General features: G+C 63.0%; 20 protein-coding genes. 10 read left to right on the top strand and 10 right to left on the bottom strand.

The annotated features are described in order from the left end of the window. Positions 1 to 140 precede the first annotated feature (140 nt). Positions 141 to 1,913, bottom strand: coding sequence for a C4-dicarboxylic acid transporter DauA (dauA, locus tag H2O77_RS10660; protein ID WP_215823004.1), 1,773 nt, complete (start codon positions 1,911 to 1,913; stop codon positions 141 to 143). Positions 1,914 to 2,226: 313 nt separating this feature from the next. Between dauA and H2O77_RS10655 the strand changes: the two genes are divergently transcribed. Then, positions 2,227 to 2,415 (top strand): ribbon-helix-helix domain-containing protein, encoded by a 189-nt coding sequence (locus tag H2O77_RS10655; RefSeq protein WP_215823003.1) that lies wholly within the window; start codon positions 2,227 to 2,229, stop codon positions 2,413 to 2,415. A 243-nt stretch (positions 2,416 to 2,658) separates the two neighbouring features. On the opposite strand, the gene H2O77_RS10650 is transcribed toward H2O77_RS10655, so the two are convergent. Then, positions 2,659 to 3,411: a GntR family transcriptional regulator gene (locus tag H2O77_RS10650; RefSeq protein WP_215823002.1), complete on the bottom strand. Its 753-nt coding sequence runs from the start codon at positions 3,409 to 3,411 to the stop codon at positions 2,659 to 2,661. Between the two features lie 151 nt (positions 3,412 to 3,562). On the opposite strand from H2O77_RS10650, the gene H2O77_RS10645 reads away from it, so the two are divergent. Together H2O77_RS10645 and H2O77_RS10640 are read left to right on the top strand one after the other, a co-directional pair. Beyond that, the gene (locus H2O77_RS10645; RefSeq protein WP_276315199.1) at positions 3,563 to 4,387 is read left to right on the top strand and encodes an amidohydrolase family protein; all 825 of its coding nucleotides are present in this window, start codon (positions 3,563 to 3,565) and stop codon (positions 4,385 to 4,387) included. A gap of 52 nt (positions 4,388 to 4,439) precedes the next feature. Continuing rightward, complete coding sequence (locus H2O77_RS10640; protein ID WP_192839290.1) at positions 4,440 to 5,741, top strand: SLC13 family permease; 1,302 nt, start codon at positions 4,440 to 4,442, stop codon at positions 5,739 to 5,741. Between the two features lie 147 nt (positions 5,742 to 5,888). On the opposite strand, the gene H2O77_RS10635 is transcribed toward H2O77_RS10640, so the two are convergent. Both H2O77_RS10635 and H2O77_RS10630 read right to left on the bottom strand, forming a co-directional pair. After that, positions 5,889 to 7,175, bottom strand: coding sequence for an FAD-dependent oxidoreductase (locus H2O77_RS10635; RefSeq protein WP_215823000.1), 1,287 nt, complete (start codon positions 7,173 to 7,175; stop codon positions 5,889 to 5,891). Between the two features lie 256 nt (positions 7,176 to 7,431). Then, the gene (locus tag H2O77_RS10630) at positions 7,432 to 8,859 is read right to left on the bottom strand and encodes a sodium:solute symporter family protein (RefSeq protein ID WP_215822999.1); all 1,428 of its coding nucleotides are present in this window, start codon (positions 8,857 to 8,859) and stop codon (positions 7,432 to 7,434) included. 261 nt (positions 8,860 to 9,120) lie between these two features. Between H2O77_RS10630 and H2O77_RS10625 the strand changes: the two genes are divergently transcribed. Then, a complete protein-coding gene (locus H2O77_RS10625) occupies positions 9,121 to 10,059 on the top strand; it encodes a LysR family transcriptional regulator (protein WP_215822998.1) in 939 nt (312 codons plus the stop codon). A gap of 9 nt (positions 10,060 to 10,068) precedes the next feature. On the opposite strand, the gene H2O77_RS10620 is transcribed toward H2O77_RS10625, so the two are convergent. From H2O77_RS10620 to H2O77_RS10610, 3 genes are all read right to left on the bottom strand, one after another. Beyond that, positions 10,069 to 12,129, bottom strand: coding sequence for a CocE/NonD family hydrolase (locus H2O77_RS10620; RefSeq protein WP_215822997.1), 2,061 nt, complete (start codon positions 12,127 to 12,129; stop codon positions 10,069 to 10,071). 271 nt (positions 12,130 to 12,400) lie between these two features. After that, the gene (locus H2O77_RS10615) at positions 12,401 to 13,966 is read right to left on the bottom strand and encodes an aldehyde dehydrogenase family protein (RefSeq protein ID WP_240548573.1); all 1,566 of its coding nucleotides are present in this window, start codon (positions 13,964 to 13,966) and stop codon (positions 12,401 to 12,403) included. A gap of 3 nt (positions 13,967 to 13,969) precedes the next feature. Continuing rightward, complete coding sequence (locus H2O77_RS10610) at positions 13,970 to 14,902, bottom strand: NAD(P)-dependent oxidoreductase (RefSeq protein ID WP_215822996.1); 933 nt, start codon at positions 14,900 to 14,902, stop codon at positions 13,970 to 13,972. A gap of 128 nt (positions 14,903 to 15,030) precedes the next feature. Here H2O77_RS10610 and H2O77_RS10605 point away from each other — a divergent pair, with 128 nt between their 5' ends. Further along, on the top strand, positions 15,031 to 16,035 hold the full coding sequence (locus tag H2O77_RS10605; RefSeq protein WP_215822995.1) for a LysR family transcriptional regulator: 1,005 nt from the start codon (positions 15,031 to 15,033) through the stop codon (positions 16,033 to 16,035). On the opposite strand, the gene H2O77_RS10600 is transcribed toward H2O77_RS10605, so the two are convergent. Beyond that, positions 16,015 to 16,938: a LysR substrate-binding domain-containing protein gene (locus H2O77_RS10600; protein ID WP_215822994.1), complete on the bottom strand. Its 924-nt coding sequence runs from the start codon at positions 16,936 to 16,938 to the stop codon at positions 16,015 to 16,017. The two genes, H2O77_RS10605 and H2O77_RS10600, sit on opposite strands and share 21 nt — an antisense overlap. Before the next feature lie 133 nt (positions 16,939 to 17,071). Between H2O77_RS10600 and H2O77_RS10595 the strand changes: the two genes are divergently transcribed. From H2O77_RS10595 to H2O77_RS18070, 5 genes are all read left to right on the top strand, one after another. Beyond that, positions 17,072 to 17,548, top strand: a complete 477-nt coding sequence (locus H2O77_RS10595; RefSeq protein ID WP_215822993.1) for a nuclear transport factor 2 family protein — start codon at positions 17,072 to 17,074, stop codon at positions 17,546 to 17,548. A gap of 94 nt (positions 17,549 to 17,642) precedes the next feature. Further along, positions 17,643 to 18,284: a glutathione S-transferase gene (locus H2O77_RS10590; protein WP_215822992.1), complete on the top strand. Its 642-nt coding sequence runs from the start codon at positions 17,643 to 17,645 to the stop codon at positions 18,282 to 18,284. Positions 18,285 to 18,312: 28 nt separating this feature from the next. Then, positions 18,313 to 20,466 carry a pyridoxamine 5'-phosphate oxidase family protein gene (locus tag H2O77_RS10585; RefSeq protein ID WP_215822991.1) on the top strand — a complete coding sequence of 718 codons (2,154 nt, stop codon included), beginning with the start codon at positions 18,313 to 18,315 and terminating at the stop codon, positions 20,464 to 20,466. A gap of 223 nt (positions 20,467 to 20,689) precedes the next feature. Beyond that, positions 20,690 to 21,247, top strand: a complete 558-nt coding sequence (locus tag H2O77_RS10580; RefSeq protein WP_215822990.1) for a DUF2628 domain-containing protein — start codon at positions 20,690 to 20,692, stop codon at positions 21,245 to 21,247. A gap of 26 nt (positions 21,248 to 21,273) precedes the next feature. Then, complete coding sequence (locus H2O77_RS18070; RefSeq protein WP_215822989.1) at positions 21,274 to 21,912, top strand: cold shock and DUF1294 domain-containing protein; 639 nt, start codon at positions 21,274 to 21,276, stop codon at positions 21,910 to 21,912. A 111-nt stretch (positions 21,913 to 22,023) separates the two neighbouring features. Here the strand turns inward: H2O77_RS18070 and H2O77_RS10570 are convergent, their stop codons facing one another. Then, a complete protein-coding gene (locus H2O77_RS10570; protein WP_215822988.1) occupies positions 22,024 to 22,965 on the bottom strand; it encodes a 2OG-Fe(II) oxygenase in 942 nt (313 codons plus the stop codon). 198 nt (positions 22,966 to 23,163) lie between these two features. After that, the gene (locus H2O77_RS10565; protein WP_215822987.1) at positions 23,164 to 24,858 is read right to left on the bottom strand and encodes an L-lactate permease; all 1,695 of its coding nucleotides are present in this window, start codon (positions 24,856 to 24,858) and stop codon (positions 23,164 to 23,166) included. Positions 24,859 to 24,908 lie beyond the last annotated feature (50 nt).

The raw sequence follows: 24,908 nt of genomic DNA, 5'->3' as shown, positions 1-24,908 counted from the left end.
TTTCGCCAAGAAGTCATGACCCACGACAATGCCTCTGATCGTCACCGATCAGAGGCATTGTCGTATCAGGAGATGTGAAAACGCGGCCTGCAGGCGCGCAAGCGGCCTGTGAAGATAGCCAGAGCACGATGCTCGCTAGGCTAGTGCTCGCCCAGCCAGCGACGTGCCACGGCGACGGCGCGTGGCAGGCTGCGGCACCAGCTGAGCTTGTGCGCACGCGTGTGAATGCCGGCCCGGCGCAGCTTGACGATCAGATGGCTCGGCAGCCCCGCCAGAATCAGCGCCACTCGCTGGAGATGCATGTCATCGATCAGGGATTTCAGGGCCACGATGGCCGTGCCATCCATGCTCGGTACATCGCTCATGTCGAGAATCACGACCCGGACCCTGTCATCGACCAGGCGCAGTGAGGTCAGCGCCTTCTCGGCCACGCCGAAGAACAGGGGGCCATCGATGTCGTAGAGCGCGATGGCGCTGCTGTCGCTTCCCTCGCACGGTGTCTGGCGAAGCGCCTCGCCCTGTGGCGTGTCGGTGATCTGGCGGGTCTGCGTCAGCTGCATCATGCGGCGTATGAACAGCGCCGCCGCCAGACCGACGCCAACTGCTACCGCCAGCACCATGTTGAACAGCACGGTGAGGCCGAAGCAGATCAACAGGATCGCCACATCGCCTCCCGGGGCGGAACGCAGGCTATGCACGAAGTGGCGAGCTTCACTCATGTTCCAGGCGACGATGAACAGCAGCGCCGCCAATGTTGCCATCGGCACCTTCCCCAGCAGATCCGCCAGTGCGATCACCGCAAGCAGTACCACCGCGGAATGCACCACTGCCGCCAGTGGTGAACGGGCTCCGCAGCGAATGTTGGTGGCGGTGCGTGCGATGGCGGCAGTGGCCGTAATGCCCGCGAACAACGGTGCTATCAGATTTCCCAGCCCCTGGCCGATCAACTCCGCATCCGGGTCATGGCGCGTTCGCGTCAGTCCATCGGATACCACCGAGCACAGCAGGGATTCGATCGCCCCCAGCATGGCAATGGCGATGGCGGGCCCCATCAATGCACGGATCAGCTCGAAATCCAGTGTCAGCGGCTGGCCATTCACGTCGGGCAGCTGCCAGGGAGCCACCAACGTTGGGGCGATGGGCGGAATGCCCGTGCCGCTGCTGCCCGCCGCTTCCCAGCTGAAGCGAGAGGCGATGGTTTCCACCAGCGGGCCCTGGGTGTCACCGCCGAAGGCGAGGTCGAGCGCATGGGCCGCCAGTGCACCGACGATCAAGCCGACCAGTGGTGCAGGGGCGGGCAGGTGCAGGCGTGGCCACAGCAGCATGACGGCCAGTGAAAAGACCCCGATGGAGAGCTCATGAGGGTTCAGCGTCGGCAGGGCGACCAGAATATGCCCGACATTCTCGACGAAGTGCTCGCTGAGCTGTCCGACACTCAGGCCCAGAAAGTCAGGCACCTGCAGGACGGCGATCACCACGGCGATGCCGGCGGTAAAGCCGAGCACGACCGGATAGGGCACGAACTGGATCAGCCGCCCCATGTGCGTCAGCCCCAGCAGTACCAGAATCGCCCCCGCCATCATGGTGGCGATCAACAGGCCGCCGAGTCCGTACTGCTGAACGATGGGAAACAGGATCACCACGAAGGCCGCGGTGGGCCCAGAGACGTTGACGCGTGAGCCGCCCGTCATGGCGATGATTGCCCCCGCGACGATGGCCGTATAAAGGCCATGCTGTGGCGCGACCCCGGCCGCGATGGCCAGTGCCATGGACAGCGGCACTGCCACGGTGCCGATGGTCAACCCGGCCAGGATGTCCTGACGCAGATCGGTGAGGCCGTAGCCTGAGTGCCATGCACTGCGCAGGCCGGTGGCAATCGGGGGCAGGCGCATGGGAGAGCGCTTGGAGGTCATCGGGGCGGGTCCTCGCGGAGGGAATCTCGACGCTGGACCTGGTGCTGGCCGTTTCAGGGCATGGCGTGGCATGTCCGAACATGTCACTGCGCCAGGCGACAGCAGGCCAGCCGTCTGTGACGGACTGCCCTGTCATGATTACATGATAATCACATGGTAAAAACATTAACATGTAATTAGCATGATCGTCATTCGCTTGCCCAAAGGTTCGGTGCGGGGTCACAAGGTTCGACTCGGGTTCACAAGGATTGGCTTGTCGGTATCGGCGTCCCGGCATTACCATCTGATGTTAATGATTTCGGGAGAGCTGAAGATGGAAAAGAAGACCGCACGCCTGACCCTGATGATTGACCCGTACAAGAAGCAGGCCTTCGAGCAGCTGTGTGCCTCGCAGGATCAGACGCCGTCTCAGGTCGTCCGTCAGTTGATCCGCGAGTATCTGCAGGCGCATGGCGTCGAGTACGCGTCCCAGCCCGGGCGTCCACAACCCCCATCTTCCTGAACGAGCGGGTTGGGTGGGGCGCTCTGACAAGCCCTGCGCTGATGAGCCTGCTCTGACGCAAGAAACAAGAAGCCCCTGACAGGCGAACCGGTCAGGGGCTTCTTGTTTTTGCACTACCTCACGTAGATGAAGGGTGCAGGCTTATAGGTTTCTCGCGGGGCATGAAGGCTTGACCTCAGGAACATGTTCTAGCGTGCGCTGGAAATTTCCATCGTTGCATCCTGCTCTCTCCCTCTTGAGATATCAGGCGATCTCGATCTGATAACGGAACTCGCTGGCGATACCGTAGGAGCGCCTCAGCTCCAACGGAGTGCCATCAAAGCCGCTGGCGATACGGTCGATCACCACGACTGGTGTCTCGAGGGCTACACCTAGCAGCTCAGAGGTAGATGCGTCTGCCACGCCGATGGAGAGTGTTTCCCGCGCATGGGCGACCAGCTGCCCACATAGTGTTTCGTAGGTCGGGTAGAGCAGGTCACCCAGTGCATCCTTCGGGGTTTCGAGCAGTGCGGCAAAGCGCTTCTGAGGGAGCCAGATCCGCTCATGGAACAGCGGTTTTCCCTCCAGGCGGCGTAGACGCTCCAAGTGGATGACTCCTGCTCTGGCTCCAAGGTTCAGTGCCTGCCTGACATGCTGGCTGGCTGGCTCGCTCTCCAATGACAGGATATCGCTCTCCGGAATCCGGGTAATGCCCTGCGAGTCGACCTGACGGAAGAAGCGCGACAACGAATGCGTGAATTCCGGGCGGCGAACGAAGGTACCGCGTCCTTGCTGGCGCTCCAGGATACCGTCCTGCACCAGTGTCTCGATGGCCTTGCGAACCGTGCCGATCGCGACTTCATACTCTCGCGTCATCTCGGCTTCGGTCGGGATGGGGGTGCCCGGCACCCAATGACCCTCGGCGATCTGCAGAAGGAATTCATCGCGAAGGCGCTGGTAAAGCGGTAGTCGGCTGTCCGTTCCAGTGATCCCCCGAACTGACCGTGCTTGCGGCATGCATTACTCCTTTGGTCATGGGTCTCTGCTATCAGCGTAAGTTTTACGCTAACCTGTCACTCGAAATACATATATATGTTTGCATGAATTACGGGAGGCATGGCCTGATATTCCTGCTTCCTGACATACACATCGATAGTGAGTGACCCTGATGACTGTAGATTCACTGACTTCCTGTCGTGGCGTTGATTGCCACGCCCATGTCTTTCTTCATGACCTCCCCATGGTGGAAGGTCGTCGCTATTGCCCTGAGTATGATGCCACGGTCGACGCATATCTGGCGCAGCTGGATTCGCAGGGGCTGTCACATGGCCTGCTGGTCCAGCCAAGCTTTCTGGGCACCGACAATCGTTTCCTGCTGCAGGCGCTTGCCGCATCTCCTGAGCGCCTCAAGGGCGTGGTAGTGGTTGACAGTGCCATCTCCATGGCGGAGCTGGATCGCATGGGAGCGAAGGGCGTGGTCGGCATTCGCCTCAATCTGATCGGTGCGACACCGGCGGACTATCTCGGGGAGGAATGGCTGTCGCTCTATCGTGAGCTGGCGCGCCGCCGATGGCATGTAGAAATCCAGCGCAGCGTGGCCGATCTCGCCGACTTTCTGCCGAGCTTGATCGAGACTGGCGTGACACTGGTGATCGACCACTTCGGCCTGCCGAAGGAGGGTGAGCTTACTCCTGGACTCCCCGATCATCAGCGCTTTCTGACGCTGGTGAGTTCTCCGCAGCTGTGGGTCAAGGTCTCCGCGCCGTATCGCTCGGGCGCAACGCTTGAGCAGTCACGACGCTCGCTCGCCGTGTTGCGCCAGGCCATGGGCAATGACCAGCGGCTGATCTGGGGCAGCGACTGGCCGCACACCCGTTTCGAACACGTGGCCGATCATGCAGCCCAGACCCGGTGCATGCGCGAGCTGTTGTTGAGCCCGGAGCTGATCGAACAGGTAATGATCCACAACCCGCGTCGTCTGCTGCAGCTGTAACTTCATTGTCCTGCCACATCTGCCCTGTCCCCACATAACAAGAGTGTTCGCCATGTCGAGTCTTGTCGTCATACTGGCCATCGTGGTCTCGATCGTCTTGGGCTATCGCTTGCGCCTGAACATCGGTCTGTTCGCCATTGCCTTCTCCTATCTGATTGGCTGCTTCTGGCTTGGAATGTCGCCCAACGAGGTGATCGGCCTATGGCCGCTGAAGATCTTCTTCATCATCTTCTCGGTCTGTCTGTTCTATAACTTCGCCATCGTCAACGGCACGCTTGAGAAGCTGGCGGAACATCTGCTATACCGCTGTCGCAATGTGCCAGCCTTGTTGCCGTTTGCCATCTTCTTTTCGTCGGTGATCATCTCGGCGTTGGGTGCAGGCTACTACACGGTACTGGCCTTCATGGCGCCCATCACGCTGTTGTTGTGTGACAAGACTCGCCTGTCGCTGATCGTCGGTGCCATGGCAGTCAACTACGGCGCGTTGGCGGGGGCCAACTTCGTTTCCAGTCAGAGTGGCATCATCTTTCAAGGTTTGATGACCGGTGCCGGCATCTCGTCCGGTGATGCCTTCCATTACAGTTTCGGCATCTTCCTGGCGACCATGGTCGTGCCCATCGTGGTGCTGGGACTGCTGGTGCTGTTCTCGCTGCGAGGAAGTCAGGGCGGTGTGCAAATTACCGATGCTGCCCAGCCCTCGCCGATGAACCGTGAGCAGCGACTGACATTGCGTCTGACCTTGCTGTTGATGGTCACTGTATTGGCACCGCCGATCACCGCGATGATCCTGCCGGATAATGCGCTGGTGGCTTACGTCAACGACCGCATCAACATAGGGTTGATTGCCAGCGTGTTCTCGGTGATCGCGTTGTTGATGAAGCTGGGGGATGAGCGCAAGGCGATCGCTTCGCTGCCGTGGGGCACTATCATCATGATCTGTGGTGTCGGCATGCTGATCTCGATTGCCATCAAGGTCGGCACTATCGATCTTCTGGCTTCCTGGGTGAGCGGCAATATCCCGGTCTACGCGGTGCCGATCGTATTTGGAGTGATCTCAGCGATCATGTCGCTTTTCGCCAGCACTTTGGGAGTGGTGACGCCTGCGCTGTTCCCTGTCGTGCCGGCGTTGGCCACCCAGCTGGGAATTGACCCGATGATCCTGTTTGTCGCCATTGTCATCGGTGCTCAGTCCACCGCTATCTCGCCATTCTCTTCCGGCGGTAGCCTGATTCTGGGTTCATGCCCCAGTGAAGAGCGTCGCAATGACCTACTGCCCAAGCTGCTGTTCAAGGCAGCGCCGTTGGGCTTCGGGGCTGCGCTGATCTTCAATTTCCTGTTCGCTTTCGTGTATTGAGGAGCGGAAATTTTCTCTCCACCTTCTGTAAGCAGAAGCTCTTGCAAGCTCTGACGCAAGAAACAAGAAGCCCCTGACAGGCTCGCCTGTCAGGGGCTTTCGTCTTCATGGGCAAGAGTGCAGTTCTGCTTGCTCAGGAGAGCGGGATCATTGGCAGAACCTGGCGGGCGACAGGCTGCGCGCGTATTCCGGCAGGGGTTCGTGCGCCACCGTGCGTGCCACCAGATCGCCCGTCTCGGCCGAGAGTGTCAGGCCCAGGTGGCCATGCCCGTAGGCGAGCAGCAGGCCGGGGCAGCCGGGCATTTCGCCTACTACCGGCAGGCCATCAGGGGTGGAGTGACGCACGCCCATCCAGTGGCGGGCGACGTCGAGCGGCTGACCGAAGAGTGTCTCGCCCCATTGCTTGAGGGCTTGCCAACGCTCCGGCGAGGCGGGGCGCGATGGCGCGCAGAACTCGGTGGTGCCCGCCAGGCGTATGCCTGCGGCCATGGGCGAGGCGTAGAAGTGATGCGCCAGCCAGCCCACCGGGCGTGCGAGTGGCAGCGATGTGGCGAGCTCGATGTGATAGCCGCGCTCGCTGACCACCGGCAGACGCTTGCCGAGTCCTGCCAGCAGCGTATTGCTCGCGATACCGGCGCAGATCACCACATGCGAGACCTCCTGTGAGGTGGTGGCGGTGTCGATGCGCCAGCCACCACTGGAAAGCGGCGTGAGGGCATCGACCTGCTGCGCCGTCCACTCAAGGCCGCCTTTTTCGAGCTGTGCGAAGAGCTGGCGGCTGAGTGACAGCGGGCTGGTGAGATGGCGGGTATCAGGGTAGTAGAGGCCGCCTGCCAGTCCCTTCGAGTTGAGCGACGGTTCCAGATCCCGCAGCTGGTTCGCGCCCAGTGCCTGACATTCGACTCCGTCAAGGCGCTTCGCCTGGGCCATCTTCTCCAGCGATACCGGGGTGATGGCGGTGTCGCGCTGAATCTGCAGGCAACCTGTCTGGCTGGCCAGTGCAGTGGTCGCTCTGGTCTGCAGATCATCGATCAGGGCATGCTGTCGTTCGACGGCATTGGCCAGCAAGGCGATCAGGTCCGCCTTGTGGCGCTGGAAATTGGAGGGCGTTGCCGCCTTGAGGAAGCGCCAGCCGAAATCCGCGAGGGCCGGCGTGTGGCGCAGGGCGATGGCAAGGGAGGGCTGTCTGCTCAGCAGGTGGCCCGGCAGTTGACGCAGGGTATCGCCGTTGGCCATCGGCGAGGTGGCGTAGTTGGCGATGAGGCCGGCGTTGCCGAAGGAGGTGCCTTCGCCGATGGGATTCGGGTCATACAGTCGAACGTGATAGCCGCGTGCCTGCAAGGCGCGGCAGGTCGCCAGGCCGATGATGCCGGCGCCAATGACGGCAATGCTGTCGTGGCTCGCCGCTTCGGCGGCGGAGGATTGCGGGGTCATCGCGCGTACTCTCTTTGCCGGTCATGCCGGGCGGATTGCCCGACATGATCGGCGTGGTGAAGACGGTGGCAGGGTCGTGACAGAGCCATGACGGGTCATGACAGAGCCTGGGAAGACTCATGGTCGAGCGGCGCAGGCCCTGCCGATGGCTCAGTTGTCGCGGTAGAACTTCCAGGAGGCGATGGCGATGCCCACGGCGATGAGGATGCTTAGCAGGCAGATCACATACAGGGTCAGTCCGAACATGGTCAGGTCCTCAGGAATGGGTGGGCTGGGTCGGGGCGTTATTGCCGTTGTGGTCCGGCGCCGCGTTCAAGAACTGATAGACGAGGGTGAAGACCACGATATTGGCGATGACGCCGGCGATCAGCGGCGTGATGCCGCTCAATGCCTCAAGCTCCAGGCCGCTCCACTTCCAGACGCTGGTGGCCAGTGCCCCGGCGAGCATCGCGGCAATGCCGGCACGCTTGCAGCGAATCTTGAACAGCACGGCGAAGATGAACGGCAGCAGGATGGTCGGTGCCCACAGCGCGTAGCTCAGCAGCAGCGCATCGATGATCGAGGTGGCGTAAAGCGCGAAGACGATGGCGCCCAGTCCGATGGCCAGATTGACGCCGCGCTCGATCCACAGCTGCTGCTTGCCGGACATGGCGGGATTGATGAATGGCTTGTAGATGTCGGTCACGAAGATGACCGCTGCCGAGTTCAGGTAGGAATCCGCCGTCGACATCACCACGGCCAGCAGTGAGGCGAGCACCAGACCGGTCAGGCCCAGCGGCAGGGCGTCACGAATCAGTTCCGGCATGGCCTGATCCGGCGAGATCTGCGGATAGAGCACCAGCGCGATCAGGCCGATGGTGGAGCTGACGGCATAGAACAGCAGGCCGAAGCCGCCGGCCAGCGAGTAGCCGATCTTGGCATGACGCGAATCCGGTGCCGAGAGGGCGCGCTGGGTGTAGGGCGGGACGAGGGTCTCGCCGAGCAGGAAGGCGATGAAGATGCTGATGAACATCAGCGGCGTGTAATCGCCCATGATGCTGAAGTGCTCGGTGGGCAGCGCGGCGATCAGGGCATCGGGGCCGCCGATCTTGTCGAGCCCGACGATCATGGTGATGGGTAGGAAGACCGCGAGCATCACGAACTGCACCACGTCGGTCTGGATCACGGCCCACATGCCGCCGGCCGTGGAGTACACCAGTACCACTGCCATGCCGATCAGGATGCCGGTGCTGATCTCGATGCCCAGGATGGCATTGAAGACGGTACCGATGGCCAGCGCTTGAGCGCCGAGGATGCCCACGCAGAAGATCAGCGAGAAGATGCCGGTCAGCAGGCGAGCGCTGCGACCATAGTGATGCGCCATGATGTCACCGACTGTCTGGGCTCCCGCATAGCGCTTGAGGCGCGGTGCGATGTAGAGGCCTGCGATGATGGTGGCGATGGGGAAGGCGGAGGCCGCGAACATGAAGGCGTAGCCCTCATCGAAGGCCTTGCCGGCGCGGCCCATCGAGGCGCCCCCGCCTAGGAAGGAAGCGGCGAGCGTGGCGAACAGCACCGGCCAGATGATCTTGTTGCCGGCGACGGCGAAGTCGGCACTGCTGGACGTTTTCCTGGCACTGCGATAGCCGATGTAGAGCAGTATCGCGAAATACAGCAATAGCCCCATGAGGTCGATCATATGCATTGTCTGTGGCCCTTTGTTGTTGGTTATGAGGGTCTGGTCAGCTTCCTCCCGCAGGGGGTATAAGCACAACTAAAGGCTGTCTATTAAGTCATAAGAACAATTTAGAGTCTGCCCGAGAAAGGCTAGTCTCGAGAATCCGGACATGAGTGCCCCGCTGCGAGAGCTTTGCCACAGGAGCCCTGCCATGCGAGCCCTGTCACAAGACTTTGCCACAAGAGCTCTGCCACGAGAGCCCTGCCATGAGATGAGAGCCCAGCCGTCATGAAACTCAGACACAACCTGCGTCAATTGCAGATCTTTCAGGAAGTGGTACGCACGGGCAGTCTCTCCCAGGCAGCGCGTCGCCTGGCCATCACCCAGCCCGCGGTAAGCACGGCGATCACCAATCTGGAAAGCGAAGTCGGCTTTCTGCTCTTTCGCCGCAACCACTACGGCACCCAGTTGACGCCGGAAGCCGTCCATCTGGCCGAGGGGGTCGACAAGGTGCTGGCCTCGGTGGGCCACCTGGATGAGCTGACCGATGGACTGCGTGACGGCCATGCCGGCAAGCTCACCGTGGCCTCGATGCCGGGGCTGTCTCCCACGGTGATGCCCCGAGTGATGGCGCGCTATCTTGTCGACTTCCCCGACAGCCGCCTGTCGTTGCAGACGTTCAGTTCGCGCAAGATCGCCGAGTGGGTCGCCGAGGGCCAGTTCGATCTCGGCGTCATCGAGTCGGACGCCACCATCGAGGAGCTGGTGCTTGAGGAATATCGGCTGTGCATGGCGCTTGCGGTTCCCGAAGACAATCCTCTCGCCGAGAAGGCGTCACTGAGCCCGGCGGACCTGGCGGGGGAGACCATCATCACGCTGGACCAGCATCACCAGAGCACTCTGAAACTCGCGCGTGCCTTCCAGCAGGTCGGCATGACCTTGCAGGCGAGCATCGAGACCCATCTGTTTCCCTCGGTCGCGATGCTCGTCAACGAAGGGCTGGGGATCGCCCTGATCGATCCGGTGACGGCGGAGGCGATGCTGGCCCGCCGCGATTGCCATCTGCGCATCGTGCCCTTCACACCGACCATCACTCTGGATGTCGCGCTGGTCACCTCGCGCTTTCATCCCATCTCGCGTCAGGGGCAGCGCTTCATGCCCTATCTGGCGGCGGAGCTGGCCGCCTGGCAACAACGCTCGCAGGACAGATACGCGCCAGGCGCCTGAGCGAGCGCCTCAGACCGATGTTCTCGGCAGAGTGCGCTGCCAGTCACGGCGGTGGACTTCCTCGTCGTCTTGCCAGGCGATCTGCTCGGCTTCGAGATAGAAGTTCTCGGCGTCGCAGCGCATGCGATAGTGGCTCTCGACGCGGACGTCGAACTGGCCCGGGGTGGTCTCGCCAAGCGCACTGTCACGCCCGTGCTGATCGCGTCCGGCGTGGTAGTGCCAGACGATCTCGGCACGGGTGCGATCCGCATCTTGCGGGTGCGCGGTATAGCGCTCGGTACAGCGATATTCGACCCGCATGCCGGTATCTTCGAGCGTCATCGCGCCCAGGTCATCCGCGACGATGGTAGTGACTTCGCCGCTGGCCGCATCTTCCACCACGCTGCGACTCGGCCTGGCGGCACGCTGCTCGCTGATGTTGGCCGGTGGGGCGGATTCCGGTGCCGCGAAGGGGTTGTCGACGGCCTCGCCGGTAAAGACCGGCAGCCCGAGTGATTGCAGGCCCGCTTGCAGGGTCAGAGCCGCTCGCCGGGGTGCCGGCCACACCATCGGGAAGTTGGCTGACGCCAGTGCCACGCGCAGACGGTGGCCGGCTGGAATCCGATAGCCCGCCATGTCCAGTTCCAGCTCGATATTGATGGGCTCGCCCGGAATGAGAGGCTGCGGGTTGTCATGATCGCGCAGCGCGAGGTTGAGCACGCCGTAGGTGATGCGTGCGACCTGGCCATCGGGCTGCACATCACTCAGGCGCACCGTCAGCTGGCCGCAGGTCTGGTCGCTGGTCAGTGTCAGCGTGACCCTGGGCTTTCCGAGGATATCCAGCGGCGCGTCGAGCGGTTCACTGTCAAAGCACACGGCGAGTGCATCATCGAGACGCTGATCCGCAGGCAGGTCAGGCCCGAACCAGATGGCACAATACTCGCCCTGATGACGACCCGCGGTCAGCGGTGAATCCACCACGACAGGCCTGGCGAGTGCCTGCTGGCCCTGATGTGCGTCGTCGCTCAGGCCTGATTCGCTCAGCGACATCTGGTGCATCTCGACATTGCTGGCGGGCCAGCCGTCGGTCTGCACCCAGCGTCCCGGACGTTCGGCATACATCGTCTTCGGCGGCAGAGCATCCTGCAGATAGAAGGTGGCGGACGGCTCGTCCATCACGCCATTCTCCTCGCCTTTCAGCCAGTGGTCCCACCAGCGCAGCGCTTCCTGCAGGAAGCCGATGGCGGGGTCGGGCACCGCAAAGTGCGGATACTTGTGGATCCACGGGCCGATCAGCGCCTTGCGTGGGCAAGTCAGGTTTTCCATCATCCGCCCGATGGTGTTTTTGTAGGCATCGCCCCAGCCACCGATGGCATAGACCGCCGCTTCGATGTCGGCGTAATCGGTGTTGATGGAGCCCTGCTTCCAGTAGGCATCGCGGTGCTGATGCGACAGCCAGGTCTCGGCCAGCAGCGGCATCTCGTCGAGACGCTCCTGCCACATGGCGCGCCACTCATCGCCCACCAGACGCAGGTCCGGCGGTGCCGCGGAGAAACTCAGCATGGTGGCGGCCCAGGCCAGGTTCTCGTTGAGCAGGCAGCCACCCTTGTAGTGGATGTCATCCGTGTAGCGATCATCGGTGGAGCAGAGGGTGATGATGGCCTTGAGTGGCTCGGGCCGGTGCGCGGCCAGTTGCAGCGAATTGAAGCCGCCCCAGGAGATGCCCATCATGCCGAGCTTGCCGCTGCACCATGGCTGATTGGCGATCCAGTCGATCACCTCCAGCGCATCGGACTGCTCCAGTGGCAGATATTCATCCTCCATCAGCCCCTGGGATTCGCCGTTGCCGCGCATGTCGACGCGCACTGACGCGTAGCCGTGGCCCGCGAAGTAGGGGTGGGTGAGGGCATCACGCGCGATGGTGCCGTCACTCTTGCGGTAGGGCAGGTATTCGAGGATGGCCGGCACCGGTGCCTGTTCCGCGTCTTCCGGCAGCCAGATTCTGGCGGCCAGCTGATTGCCGTCCGAGAGCGGAATCAGCGTGTGCTCGATCTCGCGGACGCGATGGGGGAAGTCGGTCTTGACGCGCATTCACGTATCCTTGTGTCGTCGGGGCGATGGACGGGGGCTTGTCACGGGAGTACTGCTTGCCGCTGGCCGCGACGCCGGGACTCATAATTCGGAAGTCGATGCTGGCGCATGCCGTCAAACGCCGCAAGGCGCCGTGGAGGGAAATCCACGGCGCCTTGCGGTGTCATGCGGGGAGGGAGCAAGGATGCATGGCATTTCAAGGCCATGCATCCCGTCAACCACTGCTTGTCTTGGGCGCTGCCCTGCTGACAGGCAACACGATCACATCTCGCTACTCCAGACTCGCTCCATAGCCGAAGCTGGCGGCGGGCTCGGCTGCTGTCTCGACCCACACGCTCTTCACTTCGCTGTATTCGCGCAGCGCATCCAGCCCTGAGGATCGGCCATAGCCACTCTCGCCGTAGCCGCCGAAGGGCGAGCTGACGTGAATGGTCTTGTAGCCATTGACCCAGAAGGTGCCGGCACGCACCTGGCGTGCCACGCGGTGGGCGCGCCCGACGTCGCGCGTCCAGACGGCGCCGGCCAGCCCGAAGCGACTGTCGTTGGCGATGCGGATGGCCTCGGCTTCCTCCTCGAAGGGAATGGCGACCACGACCGGGCCGAAGATCTCTTCCTGCGCGCAGGCCATGGCGTTGTCACCCAGCAGTACCGTCGGCGCGACATGATAGCCGCCGGTGTCCGGTACGGGGTCTGCTGAGCCATCGGCGAGACGCGCGCCGTCCTCGATGGCGCCGGCAAGCATCGACGTCACATGCTGGTATTGCTTCGCGTTGTTGATCGGGCCGATCTGGGTCGCCGGGTCCTGCGGGTCACCGAGGGTGAATTGCGTGGCGGCCTCGGCCAGCGCAGTGGTGAACTTGTCGAAGATCGAGGCCTGCACCAGCAGGCGCGAGCCGGACACGCAGCTCTGGCCGGCGCCGGAGAAGATGGCCGCCTGGGCGCCGCGCAGGGCCACCTCGAGATCGGCATCCTCGAACACGATGTTGGCGGACTTGCCGCCCAGCTCCAGCACGCAGGGGATGCAGCGCTGCGCCGCGGCGGTGGCGATGTGGCGGCCGGTGGCGGGTGAGCCGACGAATACCACCTTGCGAATGTCGCCCTCGGCGATCAACGCCTGGCCGATGCTATGGCCGTAACCGGCGATGACATTGACCAGCCCGCGCGGCACACCGGCGCGCTCGATCAACACGCCCAGCGCCAGCGAGGACAGCGCCGTCAGCTCCGAGGGCTTGAGAATCACCGCATTGCCGGCGGTGATGGCCGGGGCGATCTGCCAGCCGGCGGTGAAGATGGGGGCGTTCCACGGCGTGATCTGCAGCACGGTGCCCAGCGGCTCGTAGGTGACGTAGTTGAGGTGCGAGGTCGGGACCGGAATCACCTCGCCGTGCAGCTTGTCGGCCCAGCCCGCGTAGTACTCGAACATCTCGGCGACCTTGGCCACCTCGACCCGCGCATCGCGAATCGGCTTGTTGGCGCTCAGCGCCTCCAGTTCGGCCAGGGTGTCGGCCTGCTCTCGGATCAAGCTGCCTATCCGGTAGATGGCGCGCCCGCGGGCCTGGGCGGTCAGGGCGGCCCATTGCTGCTGGGCCTCGCGGCTGGCGGCATTGACGAGCGCGACCTGAGAGATGTCGGCATCCGGGAAGGACAGCATCAGGCTGTCATCCTGGGCGTTGCGCACCTCGATGCTCTCACCGCTTCCTTTGATGAACTCGCCACCGATCAGGCTGCTGACGACAAGCGTGTCGTCTTGAGATTGGCTGCTGTCCTGAAACGCCTGCATCAGTTCGGCGATACGCTGAGTCGTTGAGAATGCCGGGGTCATGTCGTGGGTCAACATGGCTTATGCTCCGTGGCCAAAGAGAGTCGGGTCAGTGCGTTGCACGATGGCGCAGAAATCCTCGCTGTCATCCAGCGTCGCGCTGCTTTCAATCCAGAGCTGGGCGACGGCGTTGGCGAGAGGCAGTTCCATCCCGAGCTGTTGCGCCAGCTCACTGGCCAGCCCGACATCCTTGCGCATCAGGCCCATGGTGAAGCCGGAATCGTAGGCCTTGTTGATCACCCAGTTGGGGAACATCACCTGGCTCGCGCCACTGCGCCCGGAACCCGCATTCACGCCTTCCAGCAACTTCTCGGGGGAGACGCCCGCTCTGGCGGCCATGGCAACGGCTTCCGCCGTGCTGATCAGATGGCAGGCAGCCAGCATGTTGTTGGCGATCTTGGCCACATTGCCCGCCCCGCAGCGACCGACGTGCACTCGGCTGCCGCTCATGGTCTCAAGCACTGGCTTGGCGCGTGCCAGCACCTCATCCTCGGCGCCGATCACCATCGACATGCTGCCGCTCGCGGCGCCCTTGGGGCCGCCGGACACCGGGGCGTCGATGAAGTCGATACCGCGCGTCGCCAGCGCCGCTGCCACCTTGCGGCTGGTCTCGGGAGTCGAGGTGGTGGTGTCGATCACGATCAGTCCCGGCCTGGCCAGGGCCAGCAGGCTTTCGGCCTGGTGGTCGTCTGCTGCATCGCTGACTGGCGCATCTTCGCCGCCCAGACACAGGCGTTCGACATGCTCGGCCTTGGGCAGTGAGAGAATCACCACCTCAACCTTCTCGAGAAGCTCGGTGAGGGAATCGACCGGCGTGACGCCTGACGCAGCCGCCTTGTCACGCGCAGCCTGTGATAGATCGAACCCGAATACGGGGAAGTCATGACGGGCGAGAGTCGCGGCCATGCCGCCGCCCATGTTGCCCAGTCCGATGACACCGACGGTTGTTGTCATTGTGGCGTTCCTGTCGTGGTGAAAGGGGGAGTACTACCCGGTGACTCGAGTATGGACAGCGCTTCTGTGTTCCAGCAATAATCCAGAATTCACTTTAATGTTGCCTTCAAGGCAATGCTGGGGGCGTGATGAGTCTGGTGCAGGATCGACGTATCAGTCACTTCCATGAGGCGGCAAGACTCGGTAGCGTGCGCGCGGCGGCGGATTTCCTGAATGTGGCGCCTTCCGCAGTCAGTCGGCAGATCACCCAGCTGGAGCATGAGCTGGGCATGCCGCTGCTTGAGCGCCATCGTCGCGGGGTCAAGCCGACGGAGGCGGGGGAACGGGTGTTGGAGTATTACCGGCAGCGTCTGGCGCAGCAGGAGGTTCTGCTCGAGTCGTTGCAGTCATTGAAGGGGCTGCAGAGTGGCTCGCTGGTGCTGGCGATCGGTGAGGGGTTCATCGAGGGGCTGGCGGGGCCATTGAGTCGTTTCTCCGCGCGTTATCCGGGCATCGAACTCAAGGTGAATCTATGCGGGACCAATGAAGTGATCCGTCAGGTGGTCGAGGACGAAGCGCATCTGGGGCTGGTGTTTCACCCGACTCGCGATCCGAAGATTCGCACACACGTCTCGCGGCCGCAGCCGGTGTGTGCGGTGGTCAATCCGCAGCATGTCTTGGCTCGACAGTTCGGGGGGCAGCCGTTCAGGGGGCAACAGTTCGCGGCTCAGGAAGGCTCAAGGCGGGCGGCAGGCACGCTCGAGCCGCTATCGCTGGCGGCACTGGCCAGTCACTCCCTGGCCCTGCCGGAGGTGTCATTCGGCATCCGCCAGATCGTGGCCCAGGCCGAACATCAGGCCGGTGTGATGCTGAGCCCGACCCTGACCTGCAATGCCCTCGCCATGCTCAAGCAATTCGCGCTGCATGGCGGCGTGACCCTGCTGCCGGAGTTCGTGGTCTCCGAGGAAGTCGCCGCCGGCCGCCTGTGTCGAATCCCGCTGCAGGAAGCCCAATTCGTCACGCCGCATGTGCAGTTGATCAGCCGCCTGGGCCGTCAGTTGAGCGATGGCGCCAGTCGGCTGTCGAGCCTGCTGCAACAGGACATGACGGCCTTCAGCCCGTCGGAGGGGGGCTCAGTCGGTCAATCGCGCTGACGGTGAGGGATTCAGTACAGAATTGGCGCGCAGGCGTTCGGCGGCAAAATCCAGGAAGGTGCGGACCTTGGCCACCGCGCCGCGCCCCTCGCTGTGCAACAGGTGGATCGGCAGCGGCGGTGGCTCCAGCTCCTCCAGTACCGCCTGCAGGCGACCGGCGGCGAGATCCTCGCCAACCTGATAGGACAGCACGCGGGTGATGCCCCAACCACTGCGGGCCGCCTCGATGCAGGCGGCAATGCTGCTCATCGTTAGCCGGGGGCTCACTCGTATGGCGTGTTCTCCTGCGTGGCCGAAGCGCCACTCCTTGCTGGCATTCATGTTGCTCGAGGCAACGATGCGCAGTCCGGCCAAGGCCTCCAGCGAGTCCGGCGTGCCCTCGCGGGCGAAATAGCTCGGTGAGCCGCACACCACGCGCCGTACGCTGCCGACTCTCAGTGCCGAAAGCCCCGAGGACGGCAGGGAACCGATACGCACGGCGATATCGAAGCCTTCCTCGATCATGTTGACCACGCGGTCCACCATGACCACCTCGGCGCGCATCTCGGGGTAGCGTTCGAGGTATTCCATCAGTAGTGGCATCACATGGAGACGGCCGAATTCGGTGGGACAGGTGATGCGCAATACGCCAGTGGGGCGTGTCGCGGCGCCGCTGACACCATCCTCCGCTGCCTGAAGCTCCGCCAGAATGCGCCGTGCATCCGCCAGATACCGCCCACCGATCTCGGTCAGGCGCACGCGACGTGTGGTGCGCGTGAACAGACGTGCGCCCAGGCGGGCTTCCAGGGCATTGATACCGCGTGTCACCGAGGGGGCGCTCATGCCCAGCGCCCGGCTGCCTGCCGCGAAGCTTTCGGCGTCCGCCACGGCCACGAAGACCTCCAGTGTCTGCAGTCGGTCCATCTTTGGCTCCCATTGGCGTCAATTATTGTCATTATCTGGAATGATCAATTGTGTCTGCTGAGGATTCTAGTAGCCAGATGAGGAGAGTAGTGTGGGGATGTGTTTGATCACCCCAACCGCTGGAGCCTCTTTCATGTCAGCCAATCTGCCCCGCCATCCCTTGCCACCGTTCACGCCAGACAGTGCGGCACACAAGGTGCGTCTTGCCGAAGACGGCTGGAACAGCCGTGATCCCGAAAAGGTAGCGCTGGCGTATTCGCCGGACACCCGCTGGCGCAATCGCGCCGAATTCGTGACCGGCCGTGATGAGGTGGTGGCCTTCCTGACCCGCAAGTGGGCAAGCGAGCTCGACTACCGCCTGATCAAGGAGCTGTGGGCCAGCGCAGGGAATCGGATCGCCGTGCGTTACGCCTATGAGTATCGCAATGACAGCGGCCAGTGGTTTCGCGCCTACGGCAATGAGAACTGGCAGTTTGATGAGCTGGGGCTGATGACCCATCGCCACGCCAGCATCAATGAGCACCCCATCGCGCAGAGCGAGCGCAAGTTCCATTGGCCATTGGGGCGCCGACCGGATGACCACCCCGGGTTGAGCGATTTCGGCTTCTGAGTCGTCATTGCCTGCCACGTTTCCTGCAGCGCACTGCGCTTTGCCGCTCTCGGCTCTTTCCTCTTTGCTTTTTCCTCACATTGTCAGGTGAATCATGAACCCACGCTTTGCTGCCGCGTCAGCGCCCATCCGTCTGTTCCGCAATCCGAAGTCTGGCCACTGTCACCGCGTCGAGCTGATGCTGGCGCTGCTGGACATTCCCTATGAGGCGGTGGATCTCGACATGGCCAACGGCGCGCACAAGGCGCCCGACTTCCTCAGGATCAGTCCGTTCGGGCAGGTGCCGGCCATCGAGGACAATGGCGTCTTCCTGAGTGATTCCAACGCCATCCTCGTCTATCTGGCCCAGCGCTATGACGGCGAACGACGCTTCATGTCCGGAGACGCCCTGGCAGCGGCCCAAGTGCAACGCTGGCTCTCGGTCGCGGCCGGCGAGATTGCCGCTGGCCCCTGCACGGCACGTCTGGTGACCGTCTTCGGTGCCCCCTTTGACCACGAGCAGGCCATCGCCCGCGCGCATGCCCTGTTCGCCGTCATGGAGTCCCATCTGGATCAACGGCAATACCTGGTGGAGGAGCGGCTGACGTTGGCCGACATCGCGGGTTACAGCTACATCGCGCATGCCCCGGAGGGGGGTGTCAGCCTGAGTCCTTATCCCGCCATTCGTGGCTGGCTTGCGCGTATCGAAGCCGAACCGGGCTTCGTGGGCATGGCGACGAGCCCGGTACTGGCCTGAGCCCCACCGTCATTCTGAGGGTTTGTCCATGAATGAGCATCGGCAGGTGTTTCATGCAGGTGAGCGACGTGTCCAGGCACGCGCAGGCGTGCCGGAGCATTATCTCGACCAGGTCGCCCCCTACGTGCGCGACCGGATGCCTGAGCAGCATGTCGCGTTCTTCACGAGTCTGCCGGTGCTGTTCATGGGCGTGCCTGACAGCCACGGCTGGCCGTGGACGGTGGTGAGCCTTGCGCCGCCCGGGCAGCTTTGCGATGCCACGCCCGGTGAGCTGCAGGTGCATGCACGACCGGCGCTGGGGAAATTGCTGGGGCTGGATTTCACTCCCGGTACCAGGGTCGGCGTGCTGGGGCTGGATCTGGCCAGTCGGCGGCGCAATCGCCTGAATGGCACCCTGCTTGCCCCTGAAGCGGTGGCGGGCATGCGGCCCGATGGGCTGCGGATCGGGGTCGATCAGAGCTTCGGCAACTGTCCGCAATACATCCAGCAACGTGAGATCGACTGGGCTGCCGAGCAGGCGAAAGCGCTGGTCAGCCGCGAGGTGGCACTCAATGACGAGGCGACATGGAACGATGAAGAGGCGCGCGCCTTGCTGGCCCAGGCGGACACCTTCTTCATCGCGACCCGCGCAGGTGAGCTGGACGATGCTGCGCCCAACGGCGTGGATGTCTCGCATCGTGGCGGCAGGCCAGGCTTTCTGCACCTGAATGCCGATGGCAGCCTGTCGTTTCCCGATTTTGCCGGCAATCGCTTCTTCAACACCCTGGGCAATATCGAGCTGGATTCCCGCGTCAGCCTGTTGATTCCCGACTTCATCACGGGTGATGTGTTGGTGCTCAAGGGGCGTGCCCGGGTCGACTGGAACCCCCAGCGGGCAGCGCTGGTCGCGGGCGCCGAGCGCATCGTGGATGTGGTGCCAGAGCAGGTACTGCATGTCGAGCATGCCTTGCCGGCGCAGGGGCGTCTGATCGAACTCTCGCCGTCGCTTGAGCAGACCGGTGACTGGCCGGCCCCTGACGAGGCGCCCGTACCCTTGCGTCGTCTGAGCGTCATCGACAAGGTGCGCGAAAGTGACTCGATCACCTCCTTTTATCTGGCGCCATGGCCGCTAGCGGGGCAGGAGCGCGAACCGGCGGAAATCGACGCCTATCACCCCGGCCAGTTTCTGACCCTGCGTCTGGCCTCCACGCCACGCAAGCCCTTGTCCTGCGGCGAGATCGCGGTGATGCGTAGCTACAGCATTTCGCAGGCCTGGCGGGCGGGACAGAGTGCCTATCGCATCTCGGTACGCCGCGACCCCAAGGGACTTGCCTCACGACTGCTGCATGATGAATTCGCGGTGGGCGATGTGCTGGAAGCGACACCCCCGGCGGGGGATTTCGTGTTGCAGGACTTGCCAGCACCTTGCGTGCTGCTGTCATCCGGCGTCGGCATCACGCCGATGATCGCCATGCTGGAGGCCTTGATACAGCAGGCAGAAGCGGGGCATCCGCCGCTCGGCGAAGTGGTCTTCCTGCATGCTGCGCGTAATGGGCGTGAGCTGGCATTTCTCGACACGCTGGAGCGCTGGTCGCGCGCCCATGCGTGGCTGCATCTGCATATCGCCTTGTCGCGCCCGAGTGCGGCGGATCTCGTGGCCGGGCGGCATCAATCTGTGGGCAGATTGGAGCTGGTGAGTCTGGCGGGCAGCCTGCCGGAACTTGCCTCCAGCCATGTCTATCTATGTGGCTCCGAGGGCTTCATGCGCGCGCAACATGCCGCCTTGCTGGCGCTGGGGTTACCGCGTGAGCAACTGCATCACGAATTCTTCGGGCGTGGTTCGCTGGAGGACGGGGAGGCAACCGCGGTTGCGCTATCGGCAGATTTCCAGGAGAGCCTGCCGGAGCGTACCCGGGTCACCTTCACGCCTCGCGTGGCACCTGGTCAGCCATCGGCCAGCGACGTGGGAATCACACGACAGTGGACACCCGAACAGGGCAGTCTGCTTGAGCTGGCCGAGCAGTCAGGCGTGAATACCCTGTCCAGTTGCCGTGCCGGGCGCTGTGGCAGCTGCGCATTGCGACTGCTCGCGGGTGAGGTCAAGTATCCCGAGCCGCCACAGGCCGGCGTGGCTCAGGGACAGGTGCTGATGTGCTGTGCCTATCCGGCCAATGTTCAGCCGCTGGTCATCCAGACGCTTTGAGCTGCGTCGTCGGGCGCGAAAGACTCGGTGTGAATGGCTCGGTGTGAATGGCTGGGCATGAATGACTCGCGCGGCTGACAAGCCCGATGCAAATCAGTGAGATAGCAATAGATCAGTTCATGGTCCTGACAAGTGGCTGGCGGTATAGTACGAAGCGTGTGTCATTTATCCGAGCCTGTCGCAGCTTGTTGCCCGCTCGGCATCACAGACAAGGATTTTCACGATGGCTTCATTTCGTATTCTGACGCATCCCGAGCACGGGACGCGTGCCGTCAAGATCGGCTGGTCATGGCCGGCATTCTTCTTCGGCCTGTTCTGGGCGCTCTACAAGCGCATGTGGCTGCTGGCGGCCAGTCTGTTCGGCTTCATCGTGCTCAGCTCGGTCTTCATTCCGGCGACGCAGGGAGGGCAGCTGATCTCCAATATCCTGTTCCTGGGCCTCAACTTGACCATCAGCCTCAAGGGCAACCTGTGGTACGCGAGCCTGCTGGAAACCCAGGGCTATCAAGAGCAGGCTCAGGTCTCGGCGCGCAATCCCGATGATGCGCTCGCCGTGTACGCCAATTCGCAAAAGGCCTCTGCTGCCGATATCCGCGATCATGAACAAGGCGGCGCTGACTCGCGGGATCAGGACTCATGGGGCGATCAGCGTGACGAGCGGGAGCGCAAGGATGGCAGGGGTGACAGAGATGAAAGAGATGAAAAAGATGACGACGACAACGACGATGGTGGCACCGGCGGCAAGGGCGGCGGCAACACCACGGGTACCTTCATCGGCTAAGGGCCTGCCCGGAAAGAGATGAGACGATGAACCTTCAAGGACGATTGACGCGCTGGAACGATGACAAGGGCTTTGGCTTCATTACCCCGGCGTCGGGTGGCAAGGATGTCTTTGCCCATATCAGCGCCTACCAGGGGCGCGGGCGACCCAAGGCCAGCGCGCAGGTGCACTATCAGTTGGGCATGGATGACAACAACCGCCCACGTGCCATCCGCTTTCGCACCCATGGGGCCGGAGCTTCCACCACCTCTACCGGGGTGTGGCTTGCATGGTTGGTGGCGTTAGCCGTGATGGTCGTACTCGGAGCGGGCTGGTGGCAGGAGCGTCTGCCATGGATGTTGCCTGCAGCGTATCTGGGCATGAGCCTGGTGGCGTACATGGCGTATCGGGTAGATAAACTGGCCGCTGCTGAGAGTGAACAGAGAGTCCGCGAGGATACCTTGCACTTCATGGAGCTGCTGTGTGGCTGGCCGGGCGCGCTGATCGCCCAGCAAAGCTTGCGCCACAAGACGCGCAAGACAAGCTACCGGTTCGTGTTCTGGTGTGCGGTACTGCTCAATATCGCGGCCGTGAGCTGGCTGACTCTCTCGCCGGATGCCGCGACCCTTCGTGACCTGCTCGGCTTTCCCGTCATGGCAGGCGAGGCCATGATCAGGTGGTCATGAGGGGATGATTGAGCGCCGTTATCGAGCGCATGACAACGACAAAGGGGGCCTATCAAGGGCCCCCTTTGTCGTTGTTGCTCACTAATGTTTACCAGTAGAGCACGCTGGCCATCAGAACGGTGCGAAATCATCCTGTTCGGCGCTCGAGGCGACCCAGCGGTCTCTGGCAGGTATCGCCCGGCGTTGCGCGCCCTGTGGCGGTATCTGGCCTCGCTCACCATACAGCCACAGCACCAGGTTGGAGCGCTGGCCGCTGGTGATCGGCTGCGCGGCATGCGGCACATTACCGCGATGCAGCATGGCCGAGCCGGGCGTGAACGAGAAGCGCACTGCGTCGCCGCTCGCGGCGTCCAGAACGTCCAGTTCAGAGCCCTTAAAGGTCTCGTCGGGTAGGTTCATGTTGATGTTGAGAGTCACGGACGAGGCGTCGGTATGCGGCCGAATCGAGGCGTCTGTCGTGGGCTGGTAGTGGATCGAGAAGCCGAAGGACTGGCTGTCGTAGCCGATGATTTCCGGGAACAGCAGCCGCGAGATCGGGCGCATGTAGGTGTCCAGCAGTTGCTGATAGAACGCCTGGAAACTCGGTGCCGCCAGATAGCCCTCTGAGCGACGGTCGAGCATGGCGCCGCGTCGATTGAGCACGATGCCGTAGGGCGGGCGCAGCGGAATGCCGGCGTCCCATGCCTGTTCCAGCATGTTGCGCAGATCAGCAATGCGCTCGACATCGAAGAGCTGGAACTGATAGACGTCAGTAGCGACTTCTGTCATCAGCGCCTTGACGTCCGTCTCGCGCTCGGGATTTTCCCACGCCTGCTTGACGGCAGTGCGCAGCGCCTCGTCGATCAATCCACTATCGAGGATGGCGAGGTCGTCTTGCTCGACGGCTTCCCATTCACGCCAGGCGTCACTCAGCAGCTGACGATGGCTGTCCCAGAATTGCTGGACGGAGGGGGCGCGCCGCAGCATGGCCTCGCGGGAAGGAAGTTCGAGCTCGCGGGCCTGCTGCAACCGGGTCTGCTGTAGTCGGGTAGGGTGCAATACAGAATGGGTCATGGGGTGTCTGCTCCAGAAACTTGCGACATGAAGGCTGCCGTTTCGGCGATGTTGGGCAATTTATTACGCCGTGCCTTGTTGATAAACAGGCCCCTGGAGTAAACACATTCAATATTCTGTTGATGATCTCTACACGACAGCAGGCCCGCACACAATGCGGGCCTGCTGGCGTTTGCCAGAGTGATACGAGGCGTGTTGTCAGCTCATCAAGCCGTCGATCACGCCCAGGCCGTGGAAGGCGATCATGCCGATGATGCCAGCGAAGATCACGTAGTAGAGGGTCGGCAGGATCGTCTTGCGAAGCGTGACGCCTTCGCGACCCAGGAGGCCGACGGTGGCCGAGGCGGCCACCACGTTGTGGATGGCGATCATGTTGCCGGCAGCCGCGCCGACCGCCTGGAGGGCGACCATCATGGCGCTGGAGATGCCCAGAGCCTGGGCGACGTTGAACTGGAAATCGGCCAGCATCAGGTTGGAGACGGTGTTGGAGCCGGCGATGAAGGCCCCGAGGGCGCCGACACTCGGCGCGAACAGCGGGTAGATATCGCCCACGCTATCGGCGATGAACTGTGCCATCGCCACCGGCATCGACACCAGATCCGCCTCGTTGACGCCGGAGTTGATCAGGATGCGCACCATCGGAATCGTGAACAGCAGCACGAAGCCTGCGCCGAGGATGGTGCGGCTGGATTCGCTGACGGCAGCACTGACGTCTCGCATGCGCATGCGGTGCAGCAGGATGGTCAGCAGTACCACGACCACCAGAATACCGCCGGGCAGGTACAAGGGCTGCAGGCTGCCGGAGATGTCAGCCTCCCCGAGAATGCCGCTCCAGCCGAAGCTCCATGAGGTCAGCGCCTCCTTGATCGGCGCGATGACGCGCGACATCACCAGCAGCACCGCGAGCAGCACATACGGCAACCACCCCATGCCGACCGAGAGCGGCTTGCGGCCCTCGACGGGCTCAAGTGTCATGTCCAGCTTGCCGATCCACTCCGCGGGCCAGCTGTCTGCGTTCGGGAAGTCCCAGGTCCGGCTGGGCAGCAGGAAGCCCTTGCGCGCCGCGGGTACCACGATGGCGAGCCCCACCATGGCGCCGATCATCGACGGGAACTCCGGCCCCAGCAGCATGCCGGCCAATACGTAAGGCACCACGAAGCAGACGCCGGCGAACAGCGCGAAGGGCGCGACCTCCAGCCCTTCACGCCAGGAGCGATTGGCGCCGAAGAAGCGTACCATCACCGCGACCATGATCAACGGCATGCAGATCCCGATGATGCCGTGGGTGATGGCGACCTCAGAGGTCACCAGCTGGAAGTAGGCCTCCCAGCTCGAGCCATTCGCGGCCAGTGTCTCGCTGACACCGGCCTTGTCGAGGCCACCGGAGACCCCGACCACAATGGGCGTGCCGACCGCACCGAAGGAGACCGGCGTCGATTGCACCATCATGCCCACCACGACCGCCGCCAGGGCCGGGAAGCCCAGCGCTACCATCAAGGGGGCGGCGACGGCGGCAGGGGTGCCGAAGCCGGAGGCACCTTCGATGAAGCAGCCGAACAGCCAGGCGACGATGATGGCCTGTACGCGGCGGTCCGGGCTGATGCCGGAGAAGCCGTTGCGTATCGCGGCAATGCCGCCGGAATGCTTGAGGGTATTGAGCAGCAGCAGGGCGCCGAAGATGATCCACAGGATCGCGACCGTCAGTATCAGCCCTTGGAGTGACGAGGCCAGGACACGAGAGAAGGTCATGTCCCAGGCCAGCAGGGCGATCAGTGCAGTGACTACGAAGACGATGGGCATGGCGAGGCGGGCGGCCATGCGAAAGCCGATCAACAGCACCCCGGCGAGCAGCAATGGCACAAAGGCCAATAGTGCCAATAGCGACTGATTCATGTGCAGCACTCTCCCTATGTTGCGTGGCGCCCCATGTTGCGTGGCGAACG

The sequence above is a fragment of the Cobetia sp. 4B genome (assembly GCF_018831605.1).
GTDB lineage: Bacteria > Pseudomonadota > Gammaproteobacteria > Pseudomonadales > Halomonadaceae > Cobetia > Cobetia amphilecti.
This window is presented reverse-complemented; position numbering and strand designations above follow the sequence as displayed.

Coding starts and splice junctions, on each gene's coding strand:
- dauA (WP_215823004.1), bottom strand. CDS start 1,913: ATGACCTCCAAGCGCTCTCCCATGCGCCTGCCCCCGATTGCCACCGGC.
- H2O77_RS10655 (WP_215823003.1), top strand. CDS start 2,227: ATGGAAAAGAAGACCGCACGCCTGACCCTGATGATTGACCCGTACAAG.
- H2O77_RS10650 (WP_215823002.1), bottom strand. CDS start 3,411: ATGCCGCAAGCACGGTCAGTTCGGGGGATCACTGGAACGGACAGCCGA.
- H2O77_RS10645 (WP_276315199.1), top strand. CDS start 3,563: ATGACTGTAGATTCACTGACTTCCTGTCGTGGCGTTGATTGCCACGCC.
- H2O77_RS10640 (WP_192839290.1), top strand. CDS start 4,440: ATGTCGAGTCTTGTCGTCATACTGGCCATCGTGGTCTCGATCGTCTTG.
- H2O77_RS10635 (WP_215823000.1), bottom strand. CDS start 7,175: ATGACCCCGCAATCCTCCGCCGCCGAAGCGGCGAGCCACGACAGCATT.
- H2O77_RS10630 (WP_215822999.1), bottom strand. CDS start 8,859: ATGCATATGATCGACCTCATGGGGCTATTGCTGTATTTCGCGATACTG.
- H2O77_RS10625 (WP_215822998.1), top strand. CDS start 9,121: ATGAAACTCAGACACAACCTGCGTCAATTGCAGATCTTTCAGGAAGTG.
- H2O77_RS10620 (WP_215822997.1), bottom strand. CDS start 12,129: ATGCGCGTCAAGACCGACTTCCCCCATCGCGTCCGCGAGATCGAGCAC.
- H2O77_RS10615 (WP_240548573.1), bottom strand. CDS start 13,966: ATGTTGACCCACGACATGACCCCGGCATTCTCAACGACTCAGCGTATC.
- H2O77_RS10610 (WP_215822996.1), bottom strand. CDS start 14,902: ATGACAACAACCGTCGGTGTCATCGGACTGGGCAACATGGGCGGCGGC.
- H2O77_RS10605 (WP_215822995.1), top strand. CDS start 15,031: ATGAGTCTGGTGCAGGATCGACGTATCAGTCACTTCCATGAGGCGGCA.
- H2O77_RS10600 (WP_215822994.1), bottom strand. CDS start 16,938: ATGGACCGACTGCAGACACTGGAGGTCTTCGTGGCCGTGGCGGACGCC.
- H2O77_RS10595 (WP_215822993.1), top strand. CDS start 17,072: ATGTCAGCCAATCTGCCCCGCCATCCCTTGCCACCGTTCACGCCAGAC.
- H2O77_RS10590 (WP_215822992.1), top strand. CDS start 17,643: ATGAACCCACGCTTTGCTGCCGCGTCAGCGCCCATCCGTCTGTTCCGC.
- H2O77_RS10585 (WP_215822991.1), top strand. CDS start 18,313: ATGAATGAGCATCGGCAGGTGTTTCATGCAGGTGAGCGACGTGTCCAG.
- H2O77_RS10580 (WP_215822990.1), top strand. CDS start 20,690: ATGGCTTCATTTCGTATTCTGACGCATCCCGAGCACGGGACGCGTGCC.
- H2O77_RS18070 (WP_215822989.1), top strand. CDS start 21,274: ATGAACCTTCAAGGACGATTGACGCGCTGGAACGATGACAAGGGCTTT.
- H2O77_RS10570 (WP_215822988.1), bottom strand. CDS start 22,965: ATGACCCATTCTGTATTGCACCCTACCCGACTACAGCAGACCCGGTTG.
- H2O77_RS10565 (WP_215822987.1), bottom strand. CDS start 24,858: ATGAATCAGTCGCTATTGGCACTATTGGCCTTTGTGCCATTGCTGCTC.